The organism is Mycobacterium simulans, from assembly GCF_900232995.1.
Classification (GTDB): domain Bacteria; phylum Actinomycetota; class Actinomycetes; order Mycobacteriales; family Mycobacteriaceae; genus Mycobacterium; species Mycobacterium simulans.
The window spans coordinates 196,945-214,920 of sequence record NZ_OCVX01000005.1 but is presented as its reverse complement, the minus strand read 5'-3'; the positions used below and the strand labels follow the sequence as shown (position 1 = coordinate 214,920).

Below are 17,976 nucleotides of genomic sequence, written 5' to 3'. Positions count from 1 at the left end.
CCGATGATGAATACCTTGGGCCGCCGAGAGTTTCTGCTGCTAACGGGCCTCGCCACATCCGCCTGTGCCGGGATGGGTGGCGGTGTCTCGGTGAAGTCGGGATCGGGACCTATCGCGTTCTGGTCGAATCATCCTGGCCAATCCACTGCGGTGGAAAAGGAACTCGTCAGCCGATTCCAGAGCCAGTTTCCCGAGTTGCCGGTCAAGCTGATCGACGCGGGTAAGGACTACGACGAAGTGGCGCAGAAGTTCAATGCGGCGCTCACCGGAACAGACGTGCCCGATGTCGTTGTGTTGGACGATATCTGGTGGTTCCATTTCGCCCTCAGCGGCCTTATCGCTCCGCTCGATGACCTTTGCCGTCAAGCCGGAGTGGACGTAACCGATTACGTCGACACGTTATTGGCCGATTACGAGTTCAACGGAGAACACTACGCGCTGCCGTACGCGCGCTCGACGCCGCTGTTTTACTACAACAAAGCGATATGGGAACAGGCCGGCCTGCCCGACCGCGGACCGCATAGTTGGCAAGAACTCGACGACTGGGGTCCGCGGCTGCAGCGCGTCGTCGGCGCCGGAAAATGGGCACACGGCTGGGCTAACGCCGAAATCATTTCCTGGACATTCGAAGGACCCAACTGGACGTTCGGCGGCGCCTACTCCGACAAGTGGACCCTGCGGTTCACCGATCCGAAGACCATCGCGGCGGGCAACTTCTTCCGGGATTCTATCCATCGCAATGGGTACGCCGCGATCGCCAATGATGTCGCCAACGAGTTCGCGACCGGCATCCTGGCGTCGACCGTGACATCAACCGGTGCCCTGGCCGGCATCACCGCCGCGGCCCGTTTCGATGTTGGGGCCGCACCGCTGCCCACCGGCCCCGGTGGAGCACCCGGATGTCCGTCCGGCGGGGCGGGGCTGGCGATACCCACCAAGCTCTCCGAGGAGCGAAAGTTAAACGCACTCAAGTTTATTGAGTTCATCACCAACCCGGCGAGCACCGCGTACTTCAGCCAGCGCACCGGATATCTGGCGGTGCGAAAGTCTGCTGTTGGCTGCCCCAGTGAACAGAAATACCTGGCCGACAATCCGCGTGCGCGAGTGGCGCTCGACCAGCTCCCACACACCCGCCCGCAGGACTATGCGCGTGTGTTTCTGCCCGGCGGTGACCGCATCATCTCCGCCGGGTTGGAATCCATCGGATTGAGGGGAGCCGACGTGACCAGGACCTTCGCCCAGATCGAGCGGCAGCTAAAGGTCGTTCTGGACCGCCAGATCGCGCGGAAGCTGCCGGGCTTGCGCCATGGCTAGAGTGGAGTATTGCGCGGTTACCCATCGCTATCCCGGCGCCGACGCGCCGGCCGTCGATAGCCTGGACCTCGACATCGCCGACGGCGAATTTCTGGTACTGGTCGGCCCGTCCGGTTGTGGCAAGTCCACCACGCTGCGAATGCTTGCCGGGCTGGAAACCGTTGAAAGCGGTCAGATCACCATTGGCGACGTGGATGTCACACACCTTCCGCCGCGGGCGCGCGACGTCGCGATGGTGTTCCAGAACTACGCGCTGTACCCGAATATGACCGTGGCCGCCAACATGGGATTCGCGCTGCGAAACGCGGGCATGTCGCGAGCAGAAACCCGCCAACGGGTACGTGAAGTCGCAAACATGCTGGAACTTACTGAGTTGCTTGACCGTAAGCCTTCAAAGTTATCCGGCGGCCAGCGTCAACGGGTGGCGATGGGACGGGCGATCGTGCGCCGGCCCCGGGTGTTCTGCATGGATGAGCCGCTGTCGAACCTGGATGCCAAGTTGCGGGTGAGCACTCGATCGCAGATTTCGGGTTTGCAGCGTCAACTGGGCACCACCACCGTCTACGTCACCCACGATCAAGTCGAGGCGATGACGATGGGTGATCGCGTCGCCGTGCTCAAAGACGGTGTGCTGCAACAGGTTGACACGCCGCGCGCACTCTACGACAACCCGGTCAACACGTTTGTCGCCACGTTCATCGGGGCGCCGGCGATGAATCTTATCGACGCCGCGGTGACCGACGGCGTCGTGAAATCGCCCGACTTGGCGATACCTGCTCCGCGCGGTGCGGTCGACCGGGTGCTGATCGGCATACGGCCGGAGTCGTGGGGCGTTGCCCCCGCGGACACGCCGGGGGCCCTGACCGTGAACGTCGAATTGGTCGAGGAGCTCGGCTTCGAATCCTTTGTCTACGCAACACCGGTCCAGCCGCAAGGGTGGTCATCGCGTACGCAGCGCATCGTGTTCCGTACCGACCGCCGCACCGCGGTCACCGTAGGCGAATCCCTGGCGATCGTGCCGCGCTCGCACGAAGTGTGCTTCTTCGACGTCGAAACCCAGGCCCGTATCCGTTAACGCACCTGGGAGCGGCCGCGTTCTAGCACCGCCGCGCGGTTGGCTGCGATGTCATCGCCGCTGGTCCGAAATTGCTTGGCCGCCATGGCTTCCAGCCATAACCCCTCGGCAGTCTGCGATTCGTCGATCCGGTGATAGGAGGCCAGTAATGCCCGAACCGCATTCTGGTTGTTGCCGACGATGGACGCCGCCACTCCGCGGGCGGTGTTCAGCAGTTGATCGTGCGGCACCACCTCGGTAACCAGGCCGGCGCGCAGCGCGTCGGTGGCGGAGAGGTAGTCCCCGGTCATGCTCATCCGTCGGGCCAACCCCACGCCCACCTTCTGCGGCAGCCGGACACTGAGACCCCAGGTGGGTAGCAGGCCCACTCGTGCGTGAGTGTCGGCGAAGCGTGCGTGCTCCGAGGCGATCAGGATGTCGCAGTACAGTGTCAGCTCAAGCCCACCGGTGACCGCGGCGCCGTTGATCGCGCCGATCACCGGTTTGGTCATCGCCGGCCACCGTGGCGAGATGTCCGGAAGCGCCGACTGCCCGCCCAGCTCTTTGAGATCCAGTCCCGCGCAGAACACCGGATCGGCGCCGGTGACGATGACGACGTCGACGTCGTCGTCGGTCTCGGCGTCGGTCAGGGCCCCGAAGAACTGATCGCGCAGTGCCGCGGACAGGGCATTGCGGGCCTGCGGCCGGTTGAGGGTGAGCGTGCGGATCCGCTCGTCGGTGTCGATCAACAGGATGTCCTCGGTCATGCGATTAGCGTACAGGACCAGTAATCTGTCTTTATGACTAGAAAAATGACCGCTACGGAGGTGAAGGCGAAGATCCTCGCCTTGCTTGATGAAGTGGCCCAAGGCGAGGAGATCGAAATCACCAAACACGGCCGCACCGTGGCCCGGCTGGTCGGAGCGACGGGGCCGCACGCGCTGAAGGGTCGGTTCTCGGGTGTGGCGATGACGGCCGTCGATGAAGACGAACTCTTCACCACCGGGGTTCCGTGGAACGTTTCATGACGACGGTGCTGCTCGACACGCATGTGGCCTACTGGTGGTCGACCGAGCCCGGACGTCTCAGCCAGACCGCGAGCCAGGCCATCGAACATGCCGACGAGCTCGCCGTCGCCGCGATTTCGTGGTTCGAACTGGCTTGGCTTGCCGAACATGAACGCATCCAACTCGCGATTCCCGTGCTGTCCTGGCTCCAGGGGCTCGCCGAGCATGTTCGCACGATCGGCATCACTCCATCCATCGCCGCTACCGCGGTGGGGCTGCCCTCGTCTTTCCCGGGCGATCCGGCCGGCCGGTTGATCTACGCCACTGCTGTCGAACACGGTTGGCGCCTGGTCACCAAGGACCGGCGGCTGCGAGGTCATCGGTACCCGCGCCCCGTCACGATCTGGTAGCCGTGGCTCGCGCCTATCGTGGAAGCCATGTGCCGGAACATCACCGAACTGCGCGGTTTGCAGCCCGCAGCCACACCCGAGGAGATCGCGGCGGCCGCGCGTCAGTATGTGCGCAAGGTCAGCGGTATCACCCGCCCGTCCGCGGCCAACGCCGAGCTGTTTGAGGCCGCGGTCGGCGAGGTCACCGCCACGACGACGCGGTTGCTCGACGCCCTACCACCAAGGCGCCAGCCGCCCAAGACCGTCCCGCCGTTGCGTCGGCCCGAGGTGCTGGCCCGGCTCGCCAGATCTCAATGACGCTTGCGCTCAAGGAGTGGAGCGCGGCCGTCCACGCGCTGCTGGACGGACGCCAGACCGTGCTGCTGCGCAAGGGCGGCATCGGGGAGAAGCGATTCGAGGTAGCGGCGCGGGAGTTTCTGTTATTTCCGACGGTCGCGCACAGTCATGCGGAACGAGTTCGGCACGAGCATCGGGGCTTGCTGGCTGGCGCGGCAGCCGATAGTACCGATGAGTACGTGGTGGTGCGTGCGGCAGCGAAAGTTGTTGCTGCGCTGCCGGTTAACCGGCCGGAGGGTCTGGAGAAAATTGAGGACCTGCATATCTGGACATCCGAGTCGGTGCGTTCCGAACGGCTTGACTTCCGACCCAAGCACAAACTCGCCGTGCTGGTGGTGACCGCGATTCCACTGGTGGAGCCCGTAAAACTGGACCGCACCTCCGAATACGCCGGTTGCACAAGCTGGGTTCAGCTTCCGGTGACACCGCTGCTGGCATCGCCCGTGCACGACGATGCCCTGCTATCCGAGGTCGCCACTCGAGTCCGCGAGGCAGTCGGCTGAGGCCCGAGTGACGATTCACGGCTCTGCTGGACCGCTGGACCCCCGCGCCGCCGGTTGCGGTCAAAACCGCCGCAAGCCGTCAATGGCTGAACCGGCCATTGCGCGCTGGGCGGGCAGTATCACGGGCGGTGGCTGTAGCCCCGCCAGTTGTGCGAGTTGGCCTGGGATGATCTTGAGCCGCTGGTCGCCGTCGCCGCTCATGACGTCCTCCCGCCCGCTGCCGCCTGGCTCAACGCCTGGAACCAGGCAAAGTGGTAGTGCGCTCCCGTCTTGTCGCTTTCGGCAAGTGCGTCGATCGCCGCAAGCAGCTGCCAGTTCGCCACCACAGCCGGTTCGACGCTGTTTGGATACGCATCAAGCACGCGCTTGCCGACCATTGCGAGTTCTCCTCGGAGGAACTCGATTTCGGAGTCCAGGACACCGGTGCCCCTGGACGCGGCTTTCGCGAGCGCGTGGGCCAGTTGTGGCAGTCCGTCACGCCAATTCGTGGCTTGGCTGAGTTTCCAGCCGAGGTCGTCGACCGCGGGTACCTGGCGGGCTCGTGACGAGGTCGCGAGTGGCTCGTCGTCGTCAGGAGGCGGTACGTAGTGGATCGGTGCGTAGCTGGCGGTGGCGGTTACTTCGCCGAGGAGGGCCTCGATGTTGTTATGGCGGTGTGCCGGATCGCGCAGTTGCACACCGACGGGGATCTCGATGCCTGGTGGGATCCAGCCGCTGGCCAGGTCGGTCACGAGCACCGTGGTGCCGTCCGGGCGGTCTCCGGCGGCCCACCGCAACCGCGGCTCTTGGCGCGCCACCGCGTCGACAATGTGCTGCAATCGCTTTTGGGCAGTGGCTCTCGCCGAGGTTGCACCGGCAACCCCACCACCACCAGCAGCAGCCACGGCTCGCTCCACGACGCCTGCAGGTGTTTGCTGCGCGGTTGTGGGCGCGGTGGGCTGGCGAACCACGGCGGGCTGTCCCACACCGCCGGCGCCGCTTGATGGGCTGACCGGTGCCGACCCTGGTGCTGCCAAGGGCGGGCTCGACGGCATTGTCGGAGCTGATGCCGCCGTCGTCGGGAGTCGAAGATCGGCGCCGTAGGAGGGCAGCAGGCCGCTGGGAGGTGGTCCGACCGGCGCGGGTTGAGCGGTTGCGGGTGGCGCGGCTACATACGTGACGCCTGCGTCGCTGGTGGGGGCGTTGACGGCTGGTGTCGTGGTGGCGACTGGAGGGTGGGCTTGCTCGGATGTGTCGACCACTGGCGCGTGCGCAGTTGCTGGAATCGTTGACCCGGCCGGCGCTGCTGAGGTGACCGGCGGGGGTGGTAGATGTGAGTCGATCGCGTTCATTGGTGCGCTCGACAATGCATTCGCCGCCTCCGACATCGGCGCGCCAGCTTGTAAGCCGTGGTCGAAGCTTTGCATCAGCCCGCTCGGGGTCAACCCAGTGGGGAGACCGGTTGGCGACATCGTCGTTGGGGCAGGGACCGCGGTTGCATTCGGCAAGCTTGGTGCTTGAACCGGCGGAGGCATCGTGCCCGCGAGTGGGACGGGGGCCACCGTAGGGGCGGAAGGTCGGGCTGGGCCGGTTTGCGGTGGGGTGGCGTCAAGTTTTCCGGGGCGTGGAGAGGGTGCAGGAGCACTGGCTGGGGCGGTGGCCCCGAGTGGGCCGGTTTGCGGTGGGACGGCGTCGAGTTTTCCGGGGCGTGGAGAGGGTGCAGGAGCACTGGCTGGGGCGGTGGCCCCGAGTGGGCCGGTTGGCGGTGATGCGCCGCCGGTAGACTCAAACCCTTGTGGGGACCCGGTTACGTCCGCTTTGTATCCTTCCGGCGTCGGGTTGGCAAGAATTCCTTTCACCTGATCATGAATGGCGTCCTTGCTCGGGGATTTGAACATTTGAACCGTATCGACGCCGCGGTCGTTGGCGAATTGTCTTGCCGATATATCGATACCTTCGCGGCGGAGAATGTTCTGGGTTGCGTTCAGTATATTGTCGCCACATATTGCGGCTTTGGCATTGGCCCGTCTTTGGCAGTCCAATACGACGTCGGCGATCTTGTCGATCTTTGTTAGCAATGAGTCTTTGGAGCCCTGGATTTCCTTGATCTTTGAGTTGCCTTCCCCGGCGATCGCGGTGAGCTCAGAGCGGAGGTCGTTAGCTGAGTCGCGGACGAAATCGTAAGCGGACTTCTTGACTCCATTTTTCTCCGCGACATCATGTGCATTTTCTTCGCCTCGCCGAAGGGTATCTCGCAGATCGTCGGCCGTAAGACCTTCCTGGCTGGCCAACGGCCCAATCCTGGCCCCTTGCAACTGGTTCTCAAAATAGCGGTATTCCGTGGCGATTGTTTCGAAATTTATTGACTCAGCACTGATCGTAGCTACATTTGAGTCCGCCGGCCAATAAGGACCGACAAGGATTGGTGACCACTCGCCCGGCGGCAAATCAGCCATTGCACAACCGATCTAAGATCGTCATGTCTCTATCGATTGTTTGACGCACGGGATCCTGGTTGACTTGGGGTTCCTCAGCAAAATCTATCAGCGTCAATTCTCGATATGCATGTGCCAGCGAACGAACCGGCTCCGCCAAATTAGCGGGGGTTGCGGGCTCAGCTGTCAACGTATCAGCAAGGTAGTCAGCACCGTCGTGCAAGGCCAGCCTAGCGTTGGTGGCTATGGTGATAGTCGCAATTCGATCGCTGGCGGGTGGAGGCTCCCCCGTAGTATTTATCGCGACCGCATGGCTGACACGTCTGTACGCAGTGCAAACATGCGACTTCGCGTCGGCGACTTGCTGATCGGTGAACGTGGGCGCAGGGGTGCTGGGTGATGCGCCGGCGTGATGAGGAGTCGGGCGAAATAATCCCGCGACGCCAAGGACCACCGCGATGATCGCCAGTGCCAAGGCGGCGAACATGGGCCATCGTGACGGCCGGCGGAAAGCCATGGGCGCTGTTGGGAGCCATGGAGCTGGTGCGGCCGCTCCAAGGGGAAGCCCACTGGAACCTCCCGCGGCGCGAGGTCCCAAAGGTGGTGTATCCGGCATTGGCCGATGGTATCGCCCATCGTTGGTTCCGGAAATTCAGCATTGTTAGCCCTGTCACCGCGGCCGCATGTGTTTCGGCGCCGAGCAGTCACCACATCCGACGGGTGATGCGTGTTCACAGCGACGCCTACGAATGGGACCGCAATGGCGATCAACACGCCGAGCGCGGCCCGCGGCCGCACGCGCCGCAAACTTGTGGGGCAGAAAGAAGGCGAGCGGTCGATCAGCCGGGCCATCAGCACCGAATGTGTATCCTGAAGCCACCACCACATGGAAGCTAGTCTGGTTGATGGCCTTGGGCGCTCGGCCAGGGCATTGGATCACCCCGGTGGTCGATTCGTTAGCGTTAGCCTGCGCGCCGACGCAAGTACAACACACATCAGGCGGGATTCGCCGGTGCGACCACTGCTGCATTCGCCAAACTGAACGAGCGCGGGCAGACCAGCGAGCAGAAGACCCATCGGGATGGAGTGGTTAGCAGAGGAGCGATTTCAGTGGTGAGTTGACGGTGGATATCCAATCACGCACGCTTACCGGCGTGGCAGATGAAAGCAATAATCTTCAAGACCTATTGGTGGCTGCACTGCACAACAGCCGCCCGCCCATCATAGAACCGGCGTCGCCGATCACCTTTAGCGCGTCGCCGACAGATAAGCTACTCCAATTGCTCGTCCTTGCGGCAAATCAGGGTGCCGAATCGGACAACGCAGAAATGCTGACAGGTTGGGAAGGCCGGGATCGCAAGCTTGCCGCAGCGATCAACGAAGTAATCGAGCGTGACGAATCCGCTGACCAGTAATTGTTAGTTAGCCTAATCAAACTTTGTCCTGACACCATTCGTTGACGCCAATTCAGCCTGTAATAGCTGACGCGCACCCCCTACTACGCCGGTTGGACAAGCTGGGTTCAGCTGCCCGTGACGCCGCGGCTCGCCGCGCCGGTGCACGACGGCGCCTCGCTATCTGACGTCGCCGCCCGGGTCCGCGATGCAGTCGGGTGATCCGACCGGTAACAGCAGCCGCGACTCTCCGAAATGCACAGTATGGGTGGCCGGTTTCACCTGCCGGCCGGTCAACACCGGTTCTTCGGTCCCGAGATTGCGTGCATATCGCGGGAACCAACTGCCGGCGATCAGGAAGCGAATTCGTGAGCCGGCGCGGAATCGGTGTGCGATGGCATCGAGCTCGATGCTGACCATCTCCGGTGCGTCACCCAGTCGCCGGTAACCGTCGCTGACATTGCGTGACCGGCCCCTGGCGTCGACCTCGCTGACCCGGACGAACAGGTCGACATTCGGATTGTCGGAACTGTGTGTCAGCTCAATAACGGGATTTCCGTAAACGTACAAATCGCGGGTCAGGGTCGGGCCGGTGAACGTGAGTACGTCGTCACGCAACGCCAGCCGACTGTCGTCGCGGTATCCACCCGTGGGCGCCAGCAGCGGACCGCCGGTGGTGGGCGTCGGGTCGGCCGGGTCGTAGCGGAAAGTCGCCGGTGGTTGCCTAGTTGGGGTGGCCGTCGGCGCTGTCTGGCCCAGGCGCCCGTTGGGTTGCAGATATAGCGTGCATTGGTCGGTTTGCGGCGGCCAATCCGGCAGGTAGCGCCAACCTTGGCCGGTCACGAAGATCTGAACCGTGCTGCGGCGATGCAGAGTCGGCGCGCCACCCAGGTGGGTGTCAAGCCAGTCCAATGATTCACGCGCGCTCGTAGCCAGCCCCTTGGTGAGCATTTGGGAGTGGGTCCAGGGCCCAATCGTCAGCGCGACCTTCACCCCTCGATCGCGCAGGTGTCGATACTGCTGCAGCGTCTGACCCAGAAAGATGTCCTGCCAGCCGCTTATCAGCAGCACCGGGACCTGCACGCGGTCCAGCGCGACCGGAAACCGCAATCGGTCCCAGAACGGGTCGTCGTCCTCGGCGTGTTCCACCCACGATTCGAACCACGGCGCACCCGCGCCAAGTAAGGCACGGGCCGACTCACCCATCGGGAGCTGACCCAACGCACGTTTCACCCTGCGTGGGGCGGTCAGCTGGCGGATACCGGCCCGGAGGCGAACGGGGTCTTCCTGATGGGCAACCAGATCGCTCCAGCTCAGAAAGTCGTTGACCGCGAACGAGCCGGTGCCCCACGTCGAGGCCCGGAAGTCGTGGGGGCCCACGGTGATGACGGCCGCGGAGAGCTCGGGCGGCGGGTCCTGTAGCAGCGCCCACTGCGTGAAGCCCAGGTACGACAGGCCGACGGTGCCAAAGCGGCCGGTGAACCAGGGTTGTTGCCGGAGCCACTCGACCGTGTCGGCGCCGTCGGCGGCCTCGTTGACCATCGGCTCGAACTCTCCGGCGGATCCGAAGGTGCCGCGCACGCTTTGCACCACCACGTGGTAGCCGCGGGCGGCATACAGCCTGGCGAAAACCAGCGAGAACGGAAGTTTTCGCCCGTACGGTCCGCGGACCAGCAAGGTGCCGACAGGCTCCGCGGTGGTGGGTGCGTAATGGTCGGCCGCCAGTGCGATTCCGTCACGCATCGGGACTCGGACTTGGGCGACGGTGTAGCGGGTGCTCGGGCGCGGCAGACCCAACCACCGGCCCAAGGCCGTCCCGACTGCGCTGGTCACCTAGAACTTGTAGTAGGGGACGAGGTCATTGGCCCGCTGCAGGTTGGTCGACGGGCAGTCCACGTCGGGCTCGGAGTAGACCGTCGAGTAGAACAGCGACTGCTGGATCACCCCGTAGCTGGTTTTGAGCGCCACCATGCAGGAGGCGTACCAGAAGCTGTTGTGATAGGTCGGCTTCAGCACCCAGTACTGCGCGGCCCGATGGCCGGCGATCGTGGTTTCGATGGCGTCGGGGGGCAGGGTTTGGGCATAGGTGCGCCAGATGATTGGCTCGACGGCGAGCTGGTAGTTGCCCGCGTCGTAATGGCAGCGCAGCCCTTCCTCCGGTTCGGGTGGGGTGAACGCAAGACCGAGCCGCTGCACCGCGTCGAAGGGAATGTCGTTACACGGGTCGAAAGGGCTCGGGTCTGTGGTCGCGACGATTGGGCTCTTCATAGTGGTCGACATCGGTTCGGCGGTCGACCGCAACTCGACCGTCCCGCTGTCGGTTGGGGTCGGCGGGACGCTCCGCCAGCCCGTTATGCCCACTAAGACCGCTGTGATCAGCGCACCAAGCGCTCCAAGCAGACGCACCTTGGCCAACACGACACCCCCTGCATTCGGTGGTCTCTTTGCCGGGAGTGTACAAGTCGGTTCCGCGCAGTCACAGGGGTTCGTGAACCTGTTCTAATCCGGTCCACCTTGGATGCGGTGAGTTACGCGTCAGCCGGCAGCTGTTGTTGAATGCTTCGATGCCAACTGGACAGCACGGGTGCGCTGCCCCGCTGACGCACAATGCAGCGCACTTCGATGGACCCAAGGAGGCAACGGGTGTTTCAGATCAGTACGGAGCAAGTGTATGCCCATGGCGACTATCCACGGTCGTTCCTGGATGCCGCCGGCCAGCCGCAGCTGCGGATATCCGGTTATAACCTTGCGGCGATCGCCGCTGGCCTGCCGGACAACAAGGTGGCCGCGCCGCTGCTTCCACCGATTCTGGGCGGCGGCATGCCGGGCGCGCCCGGCCAAGTACCCGGAGGTGGACGTTGATGCGGTGGTCGAGGGTGTGGCTGCTGGCCCTGGTGTGTGTGATGGCGCCGGGTTGCGGTCCCAGCGGTCACGGGACCGGTAGTGGAGAGGAGGGGCCGTTGAGCCCGGAAAAAGTCGCCGCGCTGGAGAACCCGTTGCGGGCCAAACCTTCGCTGGAGGCCGCCGGGGACCAGTACCGGGCCGCAGTCACTCAGATGGCCAATGCCATCACGGCCCTGGTGCCCGGGTTGACCTGGTCGATGGACATGGACAGCTGGAATCACTGCGGCGGTGAGTATGTATGGACCAATGCCAAGATGGCGTACTTGATGGTCGGGTTCAGTGGGCCGATTCCCGATGACAAGTGGCCGCGGGCCGTCCAGATCGTCAAAGACGGCGCGAAACAATTCGGCGCCACCAACTTTGGTGTAATGAAAGATAAGCCGGGCGATCATGACGTGTACATTTCTGGCAGTGGCGGTGTCGAATTCAAGCTGGGGACCCAGGTAGCGTCATCGCTCACAGCACAGTCGGATTGCCGGATCAGCCAAACCGACACCCCGAAACCCTCGCCGACCCCATAGCGGTTACTCGCGCCCTGCACCTGCCGCCACAAATTGCGTGAGAGTGGAGAATTTCGTCTCTACTTCGCCGGGTCGTTAGGGTGGTTAGTCGTGGCCAGGCACGTATCGGACCAGGAGTCGACCGGCGGGGGACAGCCGACGCTGTGGGCAGTCTCGGACCTGCACACCGGTCACCTCGGCAACAAGCCCGTCACCGAGTCGCTATACCCGTCTTCGCCGGACGACTGGCTGATCGTCGCCGGGGATGTCGCCGAACGCACCGATGAGATTCGATGGGCGCTGGATGTGCTGCGACGGCGGTTTGCCAAGGTGATCTGGGTGCCCGGTAACCATGAGCTGTGGACTACCAACCGGGATCCGATGCAGATCTTCGGCCGCGCACGCTACGAGTACCTGGTCAATATGTGCGACGAGATGGGCGTTGTCACGCCCGAGCATCCCTTCCCGGTCTGGACCGAGCGGGGCGGCCCGGCCACCATCGTGCCGATGTTCTTGCTGTACGACTACACCTTCCTGCCGCAGGGGGCGACCACCAAAGCCGAGGGTGTTGCCATCGCCAAGGAACGCAATGTCATTGCCACCGACGAATACTTGCTGTCCCCCGAGCCGTACCCCACCCGCGATGCCTGGTGTCGCGAGCGGGTGGCGGCCACCAGCGCCCGTCTCGAACAGCTCGACTGGATGCAACCCACCGTGCTGGTGAACCACTTTCCGCTAGTGCGAGAACCCTGCGAGGCCTTGTTCTACCCGGAATTTTCGCTGTGGTGCGGCACCACCAAAACCGCCGACTGGCACACCCGCTACAACGCCGTCTGCTCGGTGTACGGCCACCTGCACATTCCGCGGACCACCTGGTATGACGGCGTGCGCTTCGAAGAGGTGTCGGTGGGGTACCCCCGGGAGTGGCGGCGCCGCAAGCCGTATACCTGGTTGCGCCAGGTGCTGCCGGATCCCCAGTATGCGCCCGGTTACCTCAACGACTTCGGCGGTCATTTCGTGATCACGCCCGAGATGCGGGCGCAGCATGCCAATTTTCAGGCACGCTTGCGGCAGCGGCAGTCACGATGACAGCGGGCATGCTGGTGCCGTCGGTGTTGCCCGGCACGGTGGTCGACAATCTGGCGTACGCCGAGTTGTATTCCGATCCGCCAGGTTTGGCGCCGCTGCCGGAAGAGGAGCCGTTGATCGCCAAGTCGGTCGCCAAGCGGCGCAACGAATTCATCACCGCACGGCACTGCGCCCGAGTCGCGCTGGGACAGTTGGGACTGCCGCCGGTGCCGATCCTTAAGGGCGACAAGGGAGAACCGTGCTGGCCCGACGGTGTGGTGGGCAGTCTCACGCACTGCACCGGGTACCGCGGCGCGGTGGTCGGGCGCAAAGCCGCGGTGCGTTCCGTCGGGATCGACGCCGAACCGCACGATGTGTTGCCGGACGGCGTGCTCGACGCGATCAGCCTGCCGGTGGAGCGCAGCGAAATGCCTTGCAAGATGCCGGCGGGGCTGCATTGGGGCCGAATCTTGTTCTGCGCCAAAGAGGCAACGTACAAGGCGTGGTTCCCACTGACCAACAGGTGGCTGGGGTTCGAAGACGCGCACATAACGTTCGAAGCGGACAGCTCGACGACGGGCCGTTTTGTGTCCCGGATCCTGATCGACCCGTCCGCGGTGTCGGGTCCGCCGCTGCGTGCGTTGGTCGGGCGATGGTCGGTCGAGCGCGGACTGGTGCTAACCGCGATCGTGCTATGAGCTTGACTGGCCCCGGCATCCTGGTTGTCGACAAGCCTTCCGGAATGACCAGTCACGACGTCGTGGGGCGGTGTCGCAGAATCTTTTCGACGCGTCGGGTAGGCCACGCCGGAACGCTGGACCCGATGGCCACGGGTGTGCTCGTGATCGGCGTCGACCGTGCCACGAAGATCCTCGGCCTACTGACGGCGGCCTCCAAGTCGTATGCAGCCACCATCCGACTGGGCCAATCGACCTCAACCGAGGACGCCGAAGGCGAACTGCTGCAATCTGTCTCGGCCGAGCACGTCACGGATGAGGCGATCGCTGCCGCGATCGGCGGGCTGCGTGGCGAAATCAGACAGGTGCCGTCGGCGGTCAGTGCGATCAAGGTCGGCGGCCGGCGCGCCTATCAGCTGGCGCGTCAAGGTCAGACCGTCGCGCTCGAACCCCGGCCGGTGCGTATCGACCGGTTCGACGTGTTGGCCGCGCGGCGGGGGTCGGGCGTCATAGATCTTGATGTCGAAGTCGACTGCTCGTCGGGAACCTACATCCGCGCCCTGGCGCGCGATCTCGGCGACGCGCTTGCGGTGGGCGGTCATTTGACGTCGCTGCGGCGCACCCGCGTCGGCCGCTTCGGTCTGGAGCAGGCGCTGACTCTGGAGGCTTTGGCGGAGCGGCCCCGGCTCAGCCTGAGCCTCGACGAAACCTGCCTACTGATGTTTCCGAGGCGCGACCTCACCACCCAGGAAGCCGAGGCTGCCGGGAACGGGCGGTCCCTGTCCCCGGCCGGTATCGACGGCGTCTATGCGGCTAGCGACGCCGACGGCCGGGTAATCGCGCTGTTGCGAGACGAGGGCTCGCGGACGAAATCGGTAGTGGTGATCCGGCCCGCGACGCTGTGAGGGCTGGTTTCGCCGAGCCGGTAAATCTGCAGACAAAGTGCGGGTAGCGGCCTGCAAAATTACAGGCTCGGCCGCGACGCACGGGGTCCCGGCGTATGGCCCGGCACGGGCAAGTTGCAGACTGGGAGTCTGGGTCGTTCGGAAGGGGCAATGATGCCTAGCAAGATGCCTAACAAGGTTTATGTCATCGGCGTTGGGATGACGAAGTTCGAGAAGCCGGGCCGCCGCGAAGGCTGGGACTACCCGCAGATGGCCAAGGAGTCCGGCACCAAAGCCCTCGAGGATGCCGGGGTCGATTACACCGCGATCGAGCAGGGTTACGTCGGCTACGTCGCGGGCGATTCCACGTGCGGGCAGCGAGCCCTCTACGAACTCGGTATGACGGGCATCCCGATCGTCAACGTCAACAACAACTGTTCGACGGGGTCGACGGCGCTGTATCTGGGTGCGCAGGCCATTCGCGGGGGACTGGCCGACTGTGTGCTGGCGCTGGGCTTCGAGAAGATGCAGCCTGGCGCTCTGAGCGGTGGCGCCGACGACCGGGAGTCGCCGCTGGGCAGGCACGTGAAGGCGTTAGCCGAGATCGACGAGTTCGGCTTTCCGGTGGCGCCGTGGATGTTCGGGGCGGCGGGCCGCGAGCACATGAAGAAATACGGCACCACCGCGGAACATTTTGCGAAAATCGGCTACAAGAACCACAAGCACTCGGTCAACAACCCGTACGCGCAGTTCCAGGACGAGTACACCCTCGACGACATCCTGGCCGCGAAGATGATCTCTGATCCGCTCACCAAATTGCAGTGCTCGCCCACCTCCGACGGCTCGGCCGCGGTGGTGCTCGCCAGTGAGGACTACGTGGCCAAGCACAGCCTTTCCGGGCAGGCAGTTGAGATCGTCGGGCAGGCGATGACCACCGACTTCGCCTCCACCTTCGATGGCAGTGCCCGCAACATCATCGGATACGACATGAATGTGCAAGCTGCCCAACAAGTTTACGAACAGTCCGGGCTCGGCCCCGAGGACTTCCAAGTAATCGAGCTGCATGATTGCTTCTCCGCCAACGAGCTACTGCTTTATGAGGCGCTGGGCCTGTGCGGTGAGGGCGAGGCGCCCAAGCTGATCGACGACAACCAGACCACCTACGGCGGACGCTGGGTCGTGAACCCGTCCGGTGGCCTGATCTCCAAGGGACACCCGTTGGGCGCCACCGGTTTGGCGCAGTGCTCCGAACTGACCTGGCAGCTGCGCGGGACCGCTGACAAGCGCCAGGTCGACAACGTCACCGCGGCACTGCAACACAACATCGGACTCGGCGGCGCCGCCGTCGTCACCGCCTACCGGCGCGCCGAACGCTAATGATCGAGTGGTCCGATACCGACCTGATGGTGCGCGACACCGTGCGCCAGTTCATCGACAAAGAGGTCCGGCCGCATCTCGACGAATTGGAAACCGGTGCGCTGTCGCCGTATCCGATCATGCGCAAGCTGTTCAGCCAGTTCGGTCTCGACGTGCTGATTGCCGAACAGGTCAAGACAATGCTGGACCGGGAGCGTGCCAAGCAGGCCGGGCAGACGGCGGGCGAAAAGCCAGCAAGTGCAAGCGGTTTCGGCATGGGCGCCCAGGCCTCGATGGCCGCGGTGCTGGTGTCTGAACTCGCCGGAGTCAGCATCGGGTTGCTGAGCACGGTCGCCGTCAGCCTCGGGCTGGGCGGGGCGACCATCATGAGCCGCGGCACCCTGGCCCAGAAGGAGCGCTGGCTGCCCGAGCTGATGACGCTGGAAAAGATTGCGGCGTGGGCGATCACCGAGCCCGACTCCGGCTCGGATGCGTTCGGCGGCATGAAAACCACCGTCCGGCGCTCCGGCGACGGGGATGGGGCCTACATCCTCAACGGTCAGAAGACCTTCATCACCAACGGGCCCTACGCCGACCTTCTGGTGGTCTACGCCAAGTTCGACAACGGAGACCCGACTGTGGACCGCCGCAACCGGCCGGTGCTCGTCTTCGTGCTCGACGCGGGCATGCCGGGTCTGACACAGGGCAAGCCGTTCAAGAAGATGGGCATGATGTCCTCGCCGACCGGCGAATTGTTCTTCGAGAACGTGCGGCTGACTCCGGACCGCCTGCTCGGCGAGAACGAACAGCACTCCGAGGGGGACGGCCGCGACAGCGCCCGCGCCAATTTCGCCGTCGAGCGCCTCGGGGTGGCCTTGATGGCGCTGGGCATCATCAACGAATGCCACCGGCTATGTGTGGATTACGCAAAGACGCGAACGTTGTGGGGCAAGAACATCGGACAGTTCCAACTGATCCAGCTCAAGCTGGCCAAGATGGAAGTCGCTCGGATCAACGTCCAGAACATGGTGTTTCAGACCATCGAGCGGCTCAAGGCCGGGAAGGAAACGACGTTGGCCGAGGCTTCGGCGATCAAGCTCTACTCGTCGGAGGCCGCCACCGACGTCGCGATGGAGGCCGTTCAGTTGTTCGGCGGCAACGGCTATATGGCCGAGTACCGGGTCGAGCAGCTCGCCCGCGACGCAAAGTCGCTGATGATCTACGCCGGCAGCAACGAGGTACAGGTCACCCACATCGCCAAGGGCTTACTGAGCGACTCTGCTTCGCGAGCGTAACCGGGCTGCGAAAATCCGCGCCGAAAATCGCAGCCACGTTACGCTCGCGGATTAACGCGGATTAAAGAGTTAGGCCACTACCCAAATCGCCCGGGCGGCTGGGCTGCCCAAGTCGACAGTGTCCGCGGCACCATCGTCGGATTCGATCGCAACCGAGATCATGCCGGCGAACTCGCGGCGCGCCAGGACCCGGAGGCGCGAGTCCAGATTGATCCCGACGGTGTCGAAATACCGCAGCATTTCCGGGTCGGCATCCGAGATGCGGGCCACCGTACCGACGTCGCCGTCGGTGCAGGCCCACAGCTGACGCGCCGGCGGAGTCGGAACCTTCCCGTCGGAGGCCGGGATCGGGTCGCCGTGCGGGTCGCGCCGTGGGAACCCCAGCTTGGCGTCGATGCGGGCAACCAGGCGATCGGAGACCGCGTGCTCGAGCACCTCGGCCTCGTCGTGCACCTCGTCCCAGCCGTAACCGAGTTCGTTGACCAGGAAGGTCTCCAACAGCCGATGCCGGCGCACCATCGCCAACGCCGCCTGCCGTCCGGAGTCGGTCAACGTCACCGCCCCATACTTCTCATGGTCAACCAAGCCCTGCTCGGCGAGTTTGCGGATCGACTCCGAGGCGGTACTGGCGGACACCCCGATCTTCTCGGCCAGCATCTTGGTGCTGACCTTCTCCCGCGACCATTCCTGTGCGGTCCAAATGACTTTGAGGTAGTCCTGGGCAACCGGGGTGAGACCGCCCCGCTCTTCGTCAGCCCTCACAAGCAGAAAGTCTATTCACCCCCGGACCCAATGGGCCTAATCTGGCGCTTCGCTGCGGGTTAGCCAGCGGATTTCTTACCGACAGACCGCACCGCGCC

19 protein-coding genes and 2 pseudogenes are annotated in these 17,976 nt (G+C 64.1%); 15 read left to right on the top strand and 6 right to left on the bottom strand.

All coding sequences use genetic code 11. The features are described from left to right. Positions 1-6 precede the first annotated feature (6 nt). Together MSIMFI_RS19675 and MSIMFI_RS19670 are read left to right on the top strand one after the other, a co-directional pair. Positions 7-1,314: an ABC transporter substrate-binding protein gene (locus tag MSIMFI_RS19675; protein ID WP_191499086.1), complete on the top strand. Its 1,308-nt coding sequence runs from the start codon at positions 7-9 to the stop codon at positions 1,312-1,314. Then, positions 1,307-2,389 (top strand): ABC transporter ATP-binding protein, encoded by a 1,083-nt coding sequence (locus tag MSIMFI_RS19670; RefSeq protein WP_191498779.1) that lies wholly within the window; start codon positions 1,307-1,309, stop codon positions 2,387-2,389. The genes MSIMFI_RS19675 and MSIMFI_RS19670 overlap by 8 nt, the downstream gene beginning before the upstream one ends. On the opposite strand, the gene MSIMFI_RS19665 is transcribed toward MSIMFI_RS19670, so the two are convergent. Beyond that, a complete protein-coding gene (locus tag MSIMFI_RS19665; RefSeq protein WP_191498778.1) occupies positions 2,386-3,135 on the bottom strand; it encodes an enoyl-CoA hydratase in 750 nt (249 codons plus the stop codon). The two genes, MSIMFI_RS19670 and MSIMFI_RS19665, sit on opposite strands and share 4 nt — an antisense overlap. Before the next feature lie 45 nt (positions 3,136-3,180). Here MSIMFI_RS19665 and MSIMFI_RS19660 point away from each other — a divergent pair, with 45 nt between their 5' ends. Genes MSIMFI_RS19660 through MSIMFI_RS19645 form a run of 4 tightly spaced genes read left to right on the top strand, consistent with a single transcriptional unit; the run spans position 3,181 to position 4,624 of the window. Then, positions 3,181-3,396 carry a type II toxin-antitoxin system Phd/YefM family antitoxin gene (locus MSIMFI_RS19660; protein ID WP_085248547.1) on the top strand — a complete coding sequence of 72 codons (216 nt, stop codon included), beginning with the start codon at positions 3,181-3,183 and terminating at the stop codon, positions 3,394-3,396. Next, complete coding sequence (locus MSIMFI_RS19655; protein ID WP_186242486.1) at positions 3,393-3,785, top strand: type II toxin-antitoxin system VapC family toxin; 393 nt, start codon at positions 3,393-3,395, stop codon at positions 3,783-3,785. The genes MSIMFI_RS19660 and MSIMFI_RS19655 overlap by 4 nt, the downstream gene beginning before the upstream one ends. A gap of 27 nt (positions 3,786-3,812) precedes the next feature. Further along, positions 3,813-4,082 (top strand): DUF2277 domain-containing protein, encoded by a 270-nt coding sequence (locus MSIMFI_RS19650; protein WP_191498777.1) that lies wholly within the window; start codon positions 3,813-3,815, stop codon positions 4,080-4,082. Continuing rightward, a complete protein-coding gene (locus MSIMFI_RS19645; RefSeq protein WP_191498776.1) occupies positions 4,079-4,624 on the top strand; it encodes a DUF1802 family protein in 546 nt (181 codons plus the stop codon). Before MSIMFI_RS19650 ends, MSIMFI_RS19645 begins: the two co-directional genes overlap by 4 nt. Before the next feature lie 60 nt (positions 4,625-4,684). Here the strand turns inward: MSIMFI_RS19645 and MSIMFI_RS19640 are convergent, their stop codons facing one another. After that, complete coding sequence (locus MSIMFI_RS19640) at positions 4,685-4,825, bottom strand: hypothetical protein (protein ID WP_191498775.1); 141 nt, start codon at positions 4,823-4,825, stop codon at positions 4,685-4,687. Then, on the bottom strand, positions 4,822-5,508 hold the full coding sequence (locus MSIMFI_RS19635) for a DUF5632 domain-containing protein (RefSeq protein WP_191498774.1): 687 nt from the start codon (positions 5,506-5,508) through the stop codon (positions 4,822-4,824). Before MSIMFI_RS19635 ends, MSIMFI_RS19640 begins: the two co-directional genes overlap by 4 nt. Positions 5,509-8,156: 2,648 nt before the next feature. On the opposite strand from MSIMFI_RS19635, the gene MSIMFI_RS19630 reads away from it, so the two are divergent. Both MSIMFI_RS19630 and MSIMFI_RS28380 read left to right on the top strand, forming a co-directional pair. After that, a complete protein-coding gene (locus MSIMFI_RS19630; protein ID WP_191498773.1) occupies positions 8,157-8,453 on the top strand; it encodes a hypothetical protein in 297 nt (98 codons plus the stop codon). A gap of 66 nt (positions 8,454-8,519) precedes the next feature. Beyond that, a pseudogene (locus MSIMFI_RS28380) lies at positions 8,520-8,654 on the top strand (DUF1802 family protein); the annotation flags it as partial. Here MSIMFI_RS28380 and MSIMFI_RS19625 read toward each other — a convergent pair. Both MSIMFI_RS19625 and MSIMFI_RS19620 read right to left on the bottom strand, forming a co-directional pair. Then, positions 8,613-10,265: a CocE/NonD family hydrolase gene (locus MSIMFI_RS19625; RefSeq protein ID WP_191498772.1), complete on the bottom strand. Its 1,653-nt coding sequence runs from the start codon at positions 10,263-10,265 to the stop codon at positions 8,613-8,615. The pseudogene MSIMFI_RS28380 and the gene MSIMFI_RS19625 sit on opposite strands and share 42 nt — an antisense overlap. After that, positions 10,266-10,850 (bottom strand): DUF3558 domain-containing protein, encoded by a 585-nt coding sequence (locus MSIMFI_RS19620; protein ID WP_191498771.1) that lies wholly within the window; start codon positions 10,848-10,850, stop codon positions 10,266-10,268. A 249-nt stretch (positions 10,851-11,099) separates the two neighbouring features. Between MSIMFI_RS19620 and MSIMFI_RS19615 the strand changes: the two are divergent. The 7 genes and pseudogenes from MSIMFI_RS19615 to MSIMFI_RS19585 all read left to right on the top strand — a co-directional run. Then, positions 11,100-11,294: pseudogene (locus MSIMFI_RS19615) on the top strand (hypothetical protein); the annotation flags it as partial. Then, the gene (locus MSIMFI_RS19610) at positions 11,294-11,857 is read left to right on the top strand and encodes an LppA family lipoprotein (protein ID WP_191498770.1); all 564 of its coding nucleotides are present in this window, start codon (positions 11,294-11,296) and stop codon (positions 11,855-11,857) included. The pseudogene MSIMFI_RS19615 and the gene MSIMFI_RS19610, both read left to right, overlap by 1 nt. Before the next feature lie 90 nt (positions 11,858-11,947). Then, complete coding sequence (locus MSIMFI_RS19605) at positions 11,948-12,925, top strand: metallophosphoesterase family protein (protein WP_191498769.1); 978 nt, start codon at positions 11,948-11,950, stop codon at positions 12,923-12,925. Further along, complete coding sequence (gene pptT / locus MSIMFI_RS19600; RefSeq protein WP_191498768.1) at positions 12,922-13,602, top strand: 4'-phosphopantetheinyl transferase PptT; 681 nt, start codon at positions 12,922-12,924, stop codon at positions 13,600-13,602. The genes MSIMFI_RS19605 and pptT overlap by 4 nt, the downstream gene beginning before the upstream one ends. Then, positions 13,599-14,486 (top strand): tRNA pseudouridine(55) synthase TruB, encoded by an 888-nt coding sequence (gene truB, locus MSIMFI_RS19595; protein ID WP_186242497.1) that lies wholly within the window; start codon positions 13,599-13,601, stop codon positions 14,484-14,486. Before pptT ends, truB begins: the two co-directional genes overlap by 4 nt. Positions 14,487-14,636: 150 nt before the next feature. Beyond that, complete coding sequence (locus tag MSIMFI_RS19590) at positions 14,637-15,842, top strand: lipid-transfer protein (RefSeq protein WP_390632587.1); 1,206 nt, start codon at positions 14,637-14,639, stop codon at positions 15,840-15,842. Next, a complete protein-coding gene (locus MSIMFI_RS19585; RefSeq protein ID WP_191498767.1) occupies positions 15,842-17,116 on the top strand; it encodes an acyl-CoA dehydrogenase family protein in 1,275 nt (424 codons plus the stop codon). The genes MSIMFI_RS19590 and MSIMFI_RS19585 overlap by 1 nt, the downstream gene beginning before the upstream one ends. 69 nt (positions 17,117-17,185) lie before the next feature. Here MSIMFI_RS19585 and mntR read toward each other — a convergent pair whose 3' ends face one another. After that, positions 17,186-17,878 (bottom strand): manganese-binding transcriptional regulator MntR, encoded by a 693-nt coding sequence (gene mntR, locus MSIMFI_RS19580; protein WP_191498766.1) that lies wholly within the window; start codon positions 17,876-17,878, stop codon positions 17,186-17,188. Positions 17,879-17,976: the final 98 nt, after the last annotated feature.